Below are 13,708 nucleotides of genomic sequence, written 5' to 3' on the forward strand. Positions count from 1 at the left end.
AGTACCGTCGCTACGATATCGAGTGTAGCGCTTGCACCTGCATTCAGGTTACCGATAGTCCATAGACCCGTGCCGCTGTTGTAGCTACCTACCGATGGTGTCGAGCTTACAAAGGCGTAACCTGATGGAAGAAGATCCGTAACCGTTACACCTGTTGCATTCGTGTAACCGGCTGCGTTGGCCGCTGTGATTGTAAAGGTCACATTCGTACCTACGTTTGGTGTCGCATTGTCAACACCTTTGGTAACGGAGATTTCCGAACGTGGTGACGGTGTTGGCGTGCTGCCACCTGTATTGTTGCCCGGAACATCATCCGGTGGTGTAGTCGAAGTAAGGGACGCCGTGTTGGCGTATGTTCCTGAACCAAGTACCGTCGCTACGATATCGAGTGTAGCGCTTGTACCGGCATTCAGGTTACCGATAGTCCATAGACCCGTGCCGCTGTTGTAGCTACCTACCGATGGTGTCGAGCTTACAAAGGCGTAACCTGATGGAAGAAGATCCGTAACCGTTACACCTGTTGCATTCGTATAACCTGTTGCGTTGGCCGCTGTGATTGTAAAGGTCACATTCGTACCTACGTTTGGTGTCGCATTGTCAACACCTTTGGTAACGGAGATTTCCGAACGTGGTGACGGTGTTGGCGTGCTGCCACCTGTATTGTTACCCGGAACATCATCCGGTGGTGTAGTCGAAGTAAGGGAAGCGGTGTTGGCGTATGTTCCTGAACCAAGTACCGTCGCTACGATATCGAGTGTAGCGCTTGTACCTGCATTCAGGTTACCGATAGTCCATAGACCTGTGCCGCTGTTGTAGCTACCTACCGATGGTGTCGAGCTTACAAAGGCGTAACCTGATGGAAGAAGATCCGTCACCGTTACACCTGTTGCATTCGTATAACCTGTTGCGTTGGCCGCTGTGATTGTAAAGGTCACATTCGTACCTACGTTTGGTGTCGCATTGTCAACACCTTTGGTAACGGAGATTTCCGAACGTGGTGACGGTGTTGGCGTGCTGCCACCTGTATTGTTACCCGGAACATCATCCGGTGGTGTAGTCGAAGTAAGGGAAGCGGTGTTGGCATATGTTCCTGAACCAAGTACCGTCGCTACGATATCGAGTGTAGCGCTTGTACCGGCATTCAGGTTACCGATAGTCCATAGACCCGTGCCGCTGTTGTAGCTACCTACCGATGGTGTCGAGCTTACAAAGGCGTAACCTGATGGAAGAAGATCCGTAACCGTTACACCTGTTGCATTCGTATAACCTGTTGCGTTGGCCGCTGTGATTGTAAAGGTCACATTCGTACCTACGTTTGGTGTCGCATTGTCAACACCTTTGGTAACGGAGATTTCCGAACGTGGTGACGGTGTTGGCGTGCTGCCACCTGTATTGTTACCCGGAACATCATCCGGTGGTGTAGTCGAAGTAAGGGAAGCGGTGTTGGCGTATGTTCCTGAACCAAGTACCGTCGCTACGATATCGAGTGTAGCGCTTGTACCTGCATTCAGGTTACCGATAGTCCATAGACCTGTGCCGCTGTTGTAGCTACCTACCGATGGCGTCGAGCTTACAAAGGCGTAACCTGATGGAAGAAGATCCGTCACCGTTACACCTGTTGCATTCGTATAACCTGTTGCGTTGGCCGCTGTGATTGTAAAGGTCACATTCGTACCTACGTTTGGTGTCGCATTGTCAACACCTTTGGTAACGGAGATTTCCGAACGTGGTGACGGTGTTGGCGTGCTGCCACCTGTATTGTTACCCGGAACATCATCCGGTGGTGTAGTCGAAGTAAGGGAAGCGGTGTTGGCATATGTTCCTGAACCAAGTACCGTCGCTACGATATCGAGTGTAGCGCTTGTACCGGCATTCAGGTTACCGATGGTCCATAGACCCGTGCCGCTGTTGTAGCTACCTACCGATGGTGTCGAGCTTACAAAGGCGTAACCTGATGGAAGAAGATCCGTAACCGTTACACCTGTTGCATTCGTGTAACCGGCTGCGTTGGCCGCTGTGATTGTAAAGGTCACATTCGTACCTACGTTTGGTGTCGCATTGTCAACACCTTTGGTAACGGAGATTTCCGAACGTGGAGATGGTGTTGGCGTGCTGCCACCTGTATTGTTGCCCGGAACATCATCCGGTGGTGTAGTCGAAGTAAGGGACGCCGTGTTGGCATATGTTCCTGAACCAAGTACCGTCGCTACGATATCGAGTGTAGCGCTTGCACCTGCATTCAGGTTACCGATGGTCCATAGACCCGTGCCGCTGTTGTAGCTACCTACCGATGGCGTCGAGCTTACAAAGGCGTAACCTGATGGAAGAAGATCCGTAACCGTTACACCTGTTGCATTCGTGTAACCGGCTGCGTTGGCCGCTGTGATTGTAAAGGTCACATTCGTACCTACGTTTGGTGTAGCATTGTCAACACCTTTGGTAACGGAGATTTCCGAACGTGGTGACGGTGTTGGCGTGCTGCCACCTGTATTGTTACCCGGAACATCATCCGGTGGTGTAGTCGAAGTAAGGGAAGCGGTGTTGGCATATGTTCCTGAACCCAGAACAGTCGCTACGATATCGAGTGTAGCGCTTGTACCGGCATTCAGGTTACCGATGGTCCATAGACCCGTGCCGCTGTTGTAGCTACCTACCGATGGCGTCGAGCTTACAAAGGCGTAACCTGATGGAAGAAGATCCGTAACCGTTACACCTGTTGCATTCGTGTAACCGGCTGCGTTGGCCGCTGTGATTGTAAAGGTCACATTCGTACCTACGTTTGGTGTCGCATTGTCAACACCTTTGGTAACGGAGATTTCCGAACGTGGTGACGGTGTTGGCGTGCTGCCACCTGTATTGTTGCCCGGAACATCATCCGGTGGTGTAGTCGAAGTAAGGGACGCCGTGTTGGCATATGTTCCTGAACCAAGTACCGTCGCTACGATATCGAGTGTAGCGCTTGCACCTGCATTCAGGTTACCGATGGTCCATAGACCCGTGCCGCTGTTGTAGCTACCTACCGATGGCGTCGAGCTTACAAAGGCGTAACCTGATGGAAGAAGATCCGTAACCGTTACACCTGTTGCATTCGTGTAACCGGCTGCGTTGGCCGCTGTGATTGTAAAGGTCACATTCGTACCTACGTTTGGTGTAGCATTGTCAACACCTTTGGTAACGGAGATTTCCGAACGTGGTGACGGTGTTGGCGTGCTGCCACCTGTATTGTTGCCCGGTACATCATCCGGTGGTGTAGTCGAAGTAAGGGACGCCGTGTTGGCATATGTTCCTGAACCAAGTACCGTCGCTACGATATCGAGTGTAGCGCTTGCACCTGCATTCAGGTTACCGATGGTCCATAGACCCGTGCCGCTGTTGTAGCTACCTACCGATGGCGTCGAGCTTACAAAGGCGTAACCTGATGGAAGAAGATCCGTCACCGTTACACCTGTTGCATTCGTATAACCTGTTGCGTTGGCCGCTGTGATTGTAAAGGTCACATTCGTACCTACGTTTGGTGTCGCATTGTCAACACCTTTGGTAACGGAGATTTCCGAACGTGGTGACGGTGTTGGCGTGCTGCCACCTGTATTGTTACCCGGAACATCATCCGGTGGTGTAGTCGAAGTAAGGGAAGCGGTGTTGGCATATGTTCCTGAACCAAGTACCGTCGCTACGATATCGAGTGTAGCGCTTGTACCGGCATTCAGGTTACCGATGGTCCATAGACCCGTGCCGCTGTTGTAGCTACCTACCGATGGTGTCGAGCTTACAAAGGCGTAACCTGATGGAAGAAGATCCGTAACCGTTACACCTGTTGCATTCGTGTAACCGGCTGCGTTGGCCGCTGTGATTGTAAAGGTCACATTCGTACCTACGTTTGGTGTAGCATTGTCAACACCTTTGGTAACGGAGATTTCCGAACGTGGAGATGGTGTTGGCGTGCTGCCACCTGTATTGTTGCCCGGAACATCATCCGGTGGTGTAGTCGAAGTAAGGGACGCCGTGTTGGCATATGTTCCTGAACCAAGTACCGTCGCTACGATATCGAGTGTAGCGCTTGCACCTGCATTCAGGTTACCGATGGTCCATAGACCCGTGCCGCTGTTGTAGCTACCTACCGATGGCGTCGAGCTTACAAAGGCGTAACCTGATGGAAGAAGATCCGTAACCGTTACACCTGTTGCATTCGTGTAACCGGCTGCGTTGGCCGCTGTGATTGTAAAGGTCACATTCGTACCTACGTTTGGTGTAGCATTGTCAACACCTTTGGTAACGGAGATTTCCGAACGTGGTGACGGTGTTGGCGTGCTGCCACCTGTATTGTTACCCGGAACATCATCCGGTGGTGTAGTCGAAGTAAGGGAAGCGGTGTTGGCATATGTTCCTGAACCCAGAACAGTCGCTACGATATCGAGTGTAGCGCTTGTACCGGCATTCAGGTTACCGATGGTCCATAGACCCGTGCCGCTGTTGTAGCTACCTACCGATGGCGTCGAGCTTACAAAGGCGTAACCTGATGGAAGAAGATCCGTAACCGTTACACCTGTTGCATTCGTGTAACCGGCTGCGTTGGCCGCTGTGATTGTAAAGGTCACATTCGTACCTACGTTTGGTGTAGCATTGTCAACACCTTTGGTAACGGAGATTTCCGAACGTGGTGACGGTGTTGGCGTGCTGCCACCTGTATTGTTACCCGGAACATCATCCGGTGGTGTAGTTGAAGTAAGGGACGCCGTGTTGGCATATGTTCCTGAACCAAGTACCGTTGCTACAATATCAAGTGTGGCGCTTGCACCTGCATTCAGGTTACCGATGGTCCATAGACCCGTGCCGCTGTTGTAGCTACCTACCGATGGCGTCGAGCTTACAAAGGCGTAACCTGATGGAAGAAGATCCGTAACCGTTACACCTGTTGCATTCGTGTAACCGGCTGCGTTGGCCGCTGTGATTGTAAAGGTCACATTCGTACCTACGTTTGGTGTAGCATTGTCAACACCTTTGGTAACGGAGATTTCCGAACGTGGTGACGGTGTTGGCGTGCTGCCACCTGTATTGTTACCCGGTACATCATCCGGTGGTGTAGTCGAAGTAAGGGACGCCGTGTTGGCATATGTTCCTGAACCAAGTACCGTCGCTACGATATCGAGTGTAGCGCTTGTACCGGCATTCAGGTTACCGATGGTCCATAGACCCGTGCCGCTGTTGTAGCTACCTACCGATGGCGTCGAGCTTACAAAAGCGTAACCTGATGGAAGAAGATCCGTAACCGTTACACCTGTTGCATTCGTGTAACCGGCTGCGTTGGCCGCTGTGATTGTAAAGGTCACATTCGTACCTACGTTTGGTGTCGCATTGTCAACACCTTTGGTAACGGAGATTTCCGAACGTGGAGATGGTGTTGGCGTGCTGCCACCTGTATTGTTGCCCGGAACATCATCCGGTGGTGTAGTCGAAGTAAGGGACGCCGTGTTGGCATATGTTCCTGAACCAAGTACCGTCGCTACGATATCGAGTGTAGCGCTTGCACCTGCATTCAGGTTACCGATGGTCCATAGACCCGTGCCGCTGTTGTAGCTACCTACCGATGGCGTCGAGCTTACAAAGGCGTAACCTGATGGAAGAAGATCCGTAACCGTTACACCTGTTGCATTCGTATAACCCGCTGCGTTGGCCGCTGTAATCGTAAACGTTACATTGGTACCAACAGCAGGCGTTGAATTATTTACAACTTTAGTGATCGCTATCTCACTGCGAGGAGATGGAGTTGGTGTATTCGTTGACGTGTTGTTGCCAGGAACGTCATCCTGTGGTGTCGTGGTCGTAAGGGAGGCCGTGTTTGCGTACGTTCCTGAGCCCAATACCGTAGCTACAATTTGAAGCGAGGCACTGGCTCCCGCGTTAAGGTTTCCAATGTTCCAGATTCCCGTACCATTACTGTACGTACCTGTAGACGGAGTGGCGCTTACAAAGGCGTAACCTGATGGAAGAAGATCTGTAACTGTTACACCCGTAGCATTGCTGAATCCAGCCGCGTTAGCCGCAGAGATCGTGAACGTCACATTTGTGCCGACAACCGGCGTTGAATTGTTAACATTCTTAGTGACCGCGATTTCACTACGAGGAGATGGAGTCGGTGTATTTGTTGACGTATTGTTACCAGGAACATCATCCTGTGGTGCCGTGGTCGTAAGAGAGGCCGTGTTGGCATATGTACCTGTCGCCAAAACCGTCGCCACTACCTGGAGCGTAGCACTTGAACCCGCGTTAAGGTTACCGATATTCCAGACTCCCGTACCATTATTATAAGTACCTGCAGACGGTGTCGCACTAACGAATACATATCCGGATGGTAGCAGATCCGTTACCGTTACACCGGTTGCATCGCTATAGTTCACGTTATTAGCAGCCGTGATCGTAAACGTCACGTTGGTACCCACGTTAGGGGTATTATTAGATGCTACCTTATTGATGGAAATTTCAGAACGTGAAGTAGGCGTTGTTGTGCTGGTGCCGGTATTATTTCCATTATTTGCATCCGGCGGTGTAACAGCGGAGAGCGAAGCGCTGTTCAAATAGGATCCGCTTCCTCTTACAGTCGCCACAATCTGGAGTGTTGCGCTGCTTCCTGCATTGAGGTTGCCAATGTTCCAAACACCCGTACCACTGTTGTATGTACCGACCGAAGGCGTCGAACTAACGAAATTGTAGCCCGCCGGCAAGAGGTCCGTAATTTGTACGCCAGTAGCATTCGTATACGCGATATTGTTTGCAGCAGTAACCGTAAACGTTACGTTCGTGCCGACAACCGGAGTGGCGTTATCCACGATTTTTGTTACGCTAATCTCTGACTGAGTTACCGGAACCGGTGTATTAATGGCGGTATTGTTGCCCGTAGATGGATCAAACTCAGTGCCCGATATCGTCGCCGTATTCGCATAGGTACCCGAACCACGTACCGTTGCGATGATGGTCAAGGTACGACTCTGCGCGTTTGCCAAATTACCGATCGTCCAAATACCCGTTCCGGTACTGTATGAACCCGAAGAAGGAGAGGCAGACACCAGCGTATATCCAGACGGAAGAAGATCGGTGACCGACACATTTGTTGCCGCGCCAGGACCGTTGTTCGTAGCCGTAACAGTAAAAGTCACATTCGCTCCCACGTTCGGTGTGGAATTGTTAACCGTTTTAGTAACTGCCAAATCGGTAGAAACGGCCAATCCAAAAAGTTTCGAACACGAAGCGGCACCAGCACCGGTGAAAGAAACTGGATACAAGGTTGGAGAAGACAACTGCACATAACCATTCGACAATGGCGTCGCCAATCGAACTGTGTAGGCAGCGGCCGTGTAGTTGGTGAAAGCAACCTGAACGTTGTCGAAGGTCACCGTGTCCGTAGCATCGCCCGAAGTACAAATAAATCGGATGGTAGTAGTCGGACTGATAAAGGCACTAATATCGTGGCTACCTGTGCCTGGGGTCGTACTGGTACTCGTAATCGTATTAAGCGTGGTAAACGGTCCGCCTGCCGATGTGGCGACCTGTACGGCAATCGCGTCACCTGCTTCCAGAGAAGCAGTGGTATAAGCATAGGTAAGTGTTGCCACTTCGAAGCCCGTCATGTTCATCGAGCGAGCCGCCCCTTTGTTTACGTTACGAACACGAAGGCCCGCCGCTACGACTTGTATGTCTCCCGCACCAAAGCCATCGGCTTCGCCTGTTTCCTGCCACGCTGCGGCAAAGTTGTTGGTACCGTTATTGGTGGTACCGTTGCCCGCTGTGTTGAAGTTATCGAGGAACGTTCCGTTGGTGGAAGGCGGTGTAATATTGAATTGGTAACCTCCTCCAACAGAAGATGCCACCGTTTGCACAATCGCGTCGGCACCATCAATTGCGCCGTTCGAGTTGGCATCACTATAGAGGTTAACGGAAACACCCTGAATACCGGGTTCGCCCAAATTCTGTGCGCCGTTGAAGTTAGTGTCGTTGTATACCAAACCGGCCACGACATTTTGATTGGCGACAGAGGTACAGGCAACAGACAAGGTGACAGTTGCCGTCGAGCACACCGTAGCGTCATCTGCACTACATACATTATATTGGAAAGAGTCGGGCCCGTTATAACCTGTATTTGGTGTGTAGGTAATGGTACCATTCGGATTGACCGTCACGGTGCCATTGGTTGGGTTAGAAATAATGGTTACGCTGGATGGGTTTGGTAAACCTGGTGTATCATTCGCTAAGACATTAAGTGTCTGTGGAACATCCGTTACTATATTAAAGGAGTCCGCAACCGCAGTAAGGTTCGCGAGTACACCGAGGAAATTGTTCTTGAAACAGTTTCCGAGTCCTGAAGTCGTAACTGCATAAGAGTTCAGATTTGAATTCGAGAAACGTCCACCCAAACCACTTACATTTTGGCGAACGATGTAACAGGCGTTGTTAACCGCATAGGTTACCTGGACGTCGTCAATATAGAAGAAGTCGGCAGCATCATTCAAGTTGGTAGACGTGAACGCAATCGTATTTACCCCATTCGCATTGAAATTCGCAGGCGGAATAATAATGGTCGCATTCTGATAGGCGGTGTCGGTCGTAACCAATCGGTTGATGGTCAAAAGCGTGGTACCATTGACTGCTACCGTTAAGCTCTCGGTGTTCTCCAATGCTACCCTGCGGTACCGGAAGGAGAGCGTAGCCTGAGTTGCATTTGAGAAGGTAACCGTCCGCGTTGCCGTTTTGTTGGCGCCGTTCATGATTAGGACGTTGTTGCCTCCTAACGGATCCGGACCAATACTGGTAGGTGACGCTGTCAGGTCATTCGGTGCTGTTCCCGACTCGACCCAGTTGGACGTCCAGTTAATGGTACCGTCATTACCTGTGGCTACCGCCGGTTCAAAATCGTCTTTAGCATAAAAACCGGGAACTACGCTAAACTCGTAGTTTCCGGAAAGATCTGAAGTAGTCGTTTGCAACAGGATATCGTTGCCAGGATTTATGGTCCCGTTACAGTTTGCGTCAAAATAGAGTTCGACAGGTATATCTTCGATCAACTTCTCTCCTACTGTGTAGGCCGAATCGTCCGGAAGTTGTTCTACGAACACTTTACCTACAATGAGATCCTCTGTCGGACGCGCGTTACACGTCGTTACGCGAATGGTGACCAAAGCGTCATCACATGTCGCACCGAACTCAATTGCGCATACCTGGTACCTAAACGTATCAATACCGTTAAAGCCGGAATTAGGTGTATACGTAATGGTTCCATTCGCATTGACAGTCACTGATCCGTTGGTCGGTTGCGTAATGACCGCCACCGATGATGGATTGATTGTACAAAGGAATTGAGAATCATTCTCCAATACTCCTACTATAATAGGTGTATTGGGTTCGGTCACTTCCTGGTCGTCGTTCGCGATGATTAGGTTGGTCAAACACTTCGGCTGCATCACCGTACCAACGTCAAGGGCAGGCGAACCTGTAGTGGCCACACTGGCATCCTCACCATAGACGGCAGCAAAGCGGGTGCCGTCGCACGTATAAAGTGCGAGCCCCCCCTGGTTACCACTTGGGTTGAAAATCCGTTGTGCCTGCAGGGCGTTCAAGGTGAATGAAACATCAAAAGGCACATTACACGGGCTGGTAGACGGTCCGGTTGCGCTCAGGTTACCATCATATTTGGCATAGATGGTGGTGTTGGCAAGCGGCGTCACCCATATAGGGTTGTAGTTGGTGCCCGCTGCGTTATTCAGGGAGCCCGGTGCCCATGCGATACTGGTGAAGTTCGTAAGTCGCTCGGCGGCAATCAATGAGATGGCCCAGTCATAATTCGACCCCCCTGCATCGTCATCCATAATCTGGATGGCTGTGAAAGCACTTCCGTCTGTACTGGCAAAACGATAACCCGTTGCGAGGTCAGTTAAGCTGACGACCGCCGAACCCTTTGCAGGAACTACGATTGACGCAGGCGTGGGGGTCGTACCACTGGAATAATTGACGGTAATAGCAGTATTCAGCGGGTTGTACATGTGCACTCTCGTAGGTGCAGTACGCGGTGGGCCGTCGTTAAGTGTCTCGGAAACCGGCGTGTAGTATTCGTCGCCATAAAACAGCGATTGGAAAATATTGATATTACGGGTTCCGTAATTATCTAACCCTCCGAACAATACATCGACACCTACCGGGTTATTGGACGTAACGGTCGCACCGGCCCGAATATCGCCCGTTTGATTAATGTTAGCGGTTTTCTGAACATCGGTATCCCCCACAGAATTACCACCTACACCATCATAAAACCAAACCTCGCCTTCGTTAAGCGTCTGCGTAGCATCGATAGTGCCGTTTCCATCTGTATCCAGACTTACGATCGTTCCGTTTTGCTGCGCACGCACAAAAAGCGCAGTATACCGGAATACGGTTGACACCGGCGTAGCCCCCGCCGCGAGATTCTCCCCGAAGCCGATAACAAATAGGGTACCAAAACGGGTAGTGTCATAAACATCCGATTTTGCCAATTGCAAGGCAAACTGCGCATTGTCGCCCGTCACCTTCGAAATCGCAATGTCGTTGGTACTATATACCTTATCCTTACCATCATACCGAATGTCGGTTATCGGCGCTACATTACCCCGTGTCGCTCCATATGCAAAGGTGTCGTCGAGAACGATACTGGCTCCACCCGGAAGAATATCCGTCGGATATCCCGGAGCTACACCGTTATTTAAATTACCGTCACCCCAGATTTGCGTCGTCGACTGTGTAGGATACGTAATATCGGCTTCGTAGCCGTCCTCCCAATGGTCATACGTGATTACAACACCTGGGTACGGACTCTTGATACTAGTAATGTTCCGAACTGCGTTTACAAGGTTGTTGTCGCCTCCATCGTTCGAAGCCCTGCGGAAGGCATCCCACAGGTTTGCTTCCGGGAAGGGCATATAAAAGGTCTTCGCACGGTTCGCCTCCAAACACGGATCCTGGAACGTTGGATTCACCGTAATGTTCACGTCCGCCGTATCACAGTTCGGAATAGGAACTGTGTTATCACACACCTGATACGTAAATTGATCTGCACCTATGTAGTTCCCGTTAGGAAGGTAGGTGATGTTTCCATTGGCCCCGACTTGCAACGTACCCGCAGCAGGCTGCACCAAAATGACAATGGAAGCCGCATTCGGGTTCCCCGTGTCATTGGTCAGTATGTTGAAGGCAATGGGCTTACCCTGTGACGTTGTGACAGTGTCGTCGTTCGCCGTAATCTGGGCCTGAGCGGCAGCGCCCATCAAAAGGAAAGCGGCGGATACCAAAGAAAAAATTACGCTTCTGGAGTGTATTTTTTTTTGCATGATCTAGTTGTATAGGTCTTTTAAATGCGAAAAGCCTTTCAGACGTTATTAACACTCGGGTGTTAAAAACGCCTATCGGCAAAATTAATCCAAAAAATGGATGCACGTCGTAACATGTTGTCTTTTTCGATGTTCACAACAAATCATCGACGAAATGCATTATTAGGCAACAAAATATTAGATTTTGCTTAAGTTGGTATTTTCTTACAAACCATTTCTTAAAGAATTCGTAACAGGGAGACATCAAAAAGTTATACGATTTTTTTTCAACAAGGACAAAAAACGTCGGATGACGCATCGAAGAGGATAAAAACCACGACGCAATAAATGTGTACTTTTGCAGCCAACTTATCTTTAGCAATGGATTTCAGAAAAGAAATAGAACGCCGCCGGACCTTTGGCATCATTTCCCACCCGGATGCCGGAAAAACCACGCTCACCGAAAAGCTCCTTCTCTTTGGAGGTGCAATACAGGAGGCGGGCGCCGTAAAAAGCAACAAAATAAAAAAAGGCGCTACATCTGACTTTATGGAGATTGAACGCCAACGCGGGATATCGGTCTCTACGTCCGTACTGGCCTTTCATTATAAGGATAAGAAAATCAATATCCTGGATACACCGGGCCACAAAGACTTTGCCGAAGACACTTTCCGCACCCTGACGGCCGTCGACAGCGTCATTGTGGTAATCGACGTAGCCAAAGGTGTCGAAGAACAAACCGAGAAACTCGTTTCGGTATGCCGGATGCGACACATCCCTATCATTGTGTTCATCAACAAGCTTGACCGCGAAGGGAAAGACGCGTTTGACCTGATGGACGAAGTGGAAAAGAAGCTGGGTTTATCCGTAACACCCCTCTCCTTCCCGATCGGAATGGGATACGATTTCCAGGGCATCTACAATATCTGGGAAAAGAACATCAACCTTTTCAGCGGCGACAGCCGTAAGAACATCGAAGAGACCATCGCTATCTCCGACCTCAATCACCCTGACCTTGACCAACTGATCGGCGCGGCACCGGCATCCCGACTGCGGGAGGAACTTGACCTCATCCAGGAGGTCTATCCGCCGTTCGATCGCGACGCCTATCTGGAAGGACGACTTCAACCCGTATTTTTCGGATCAGCGCTCAACAATTTTGGTGTGCGGGAATTGCTAGACTGCTTCATCGACATCGCCCCGCCGCCCCGACCGAAAGAATCGGATACCCGGGTGGTAGATCCACAGGAAGGAAAAATGACCGGTTTCGTATTTAAGATCCACGCGAACATGGACCCAAAACATCGCGACCGACTGGCCTTCGTTAAAATCGTATCGGGAACATTCGAACGCAACCGTCCTTACATACACGTTCGACAGCAGAAGGCGCTCAAATTTTCCAGCCCAAATGCGTTCTTCGCCGAAAAGAAAGAAGTAGTGGATGTCTCTTACGCCGGAGACATCGTGGGACTTCACGATACGGGAAACTTCAAGATAGGCGACACACTTACAGAAGGCGAACAACTCAACTTCCGGGGCATCCCGAGCTTCTCACCGGAACATTTCCGATACATCAACAATGCGGACCCCCTCAAAGCGAAACAGCTTGAGAAAGGAATCGACCAATTGATGGACGAGGGAGTGGCACAGTTGTTCACCCTCGAAATGAACGGGCGAAAAGTGATCGGGACTGTGGGCGCGCTGCAATACGAGGTAATCCAATACCGCCTGGAGCACGAATACGGCGCCAAATGTACCTATGAGAACTTCCCGGCCTACAAAGCCTGTTGGGTAAAAGCCGATGATCCTAAAAATGAAGAGTTTAAAGAGTTTTCGCGCATCAAACACAAGTTTTTGGCGACCGACAAATTCGGCCAGCTCGTATTTTTGGCTGATTCCGCCTTCAGCGTACAAATGACACAGGATAAATACCCATCAGTGAAATTGCGATTTACGTCGGAAGAAATATAAATTCCTTCCATTTAGCGCGGAAATCACATCAAAAACATGATTTAACCCCTATAGATTTAACATAACGAGCTTTTTTCTGCAAAAAAAATTAAGAATCCATTGGCAATTTGAAATAAAATGCTACTTTTACCAAAAGTTTGAAATCTTAAAATCCTATAGTGCCATGAAATTTAATTACGCGAAATTCTTTCTGACTGTAGCACTACTGGCAATGAATTTTGCCGTATCTGCTCAGCTTCCGGATCCAAATGACGGCGATACCGGGGGATCTGACCCACCAGCCACACCAGTCAATACACAAATCATTTATTTGGGAATTGTTGCAATCGCATTTGCCTATTACCAAATTCGCACATCCCGGAAAAAGGCGCAAGCCTAAGAGTTCCGATTTGACTATTAATAATGCACCAGTG

At 50.0% G+C, this 13,708-nt stretch carries 3 protein-coding genes (1 of these 3 cut by a window edge); 2 read left to right on the plus strand and 1 reads right to left on the minus strand.

All coding sequences use genetic code 11. The annotated features are described in order from the left end of the window. Positions 1-11,345 carry the start of an Ig-like domain-containing protein gene (locus MKO97_RS00100; protein ID WP_241104043.1) on the minus strand. The gene continues 30,886 nt to the left of window position 1, outside the view, so the window shows 11,345 of its 42,231 coding nt (coding positions 1-11,345); the start codon lies at positions 11,343-11,345; its stop codon lies off the left edge, out of view. A 360-nt stretch (positions 11,346-11,705) separates the two neighbouring features. On the opposite strand from MKO97_RS00100, the gene MKO97_RS00105 reads away from it, so the two are divergent. Then, positions 11,706-13,295, plus strand: coding sequence for a peptide chain release factor 3 (locus MKO97_RS00105; protein WP_241104044.1), 1,590 nt, complete (start codon positions 11,706-11,708; stop codon positions 13,293-13,295). Positions 13,296-13,458: 163 nt separating this feature from the next. Then, entirely contained in the window at positions 13,459-13,674 is a 216-nt protein-coding gene (locus MKO97_RS00110; RefSeq protein WP_241104045.1) for a hypothetical protein, read from the plus strand. Positions 13,675-13,708 lie beyond the last annotated feature (34 nt).

Origin of the sequence: Flavobacterium sp. HJ-32-4 (assembly GCF_022532105.1) — a bacterium.
Lineage (GTDB): Bacteria > Bacteroidota > Bacteroidia > Flavobacteriales > Flavobacteriaceae > Flavobacterium.

What these genes read in the sequence shown, in the direction of transcription:
- MKO97_RS00110 (WP_241104045.1), top strand. Translation starts at nt 13,459, where the DNA reads ATGAAATTTAATTACGCGAAATTCTTTCTGACTGTAGCACTACTGGCA.
- MKO97_RS00105 (WP_241104044.1), top strand. Translation starts at nt 11,706, where the DNA reads ATGGATTTCAGAAAAGAAATAGAACGCCGCCGGACCTTTGGCATCATT.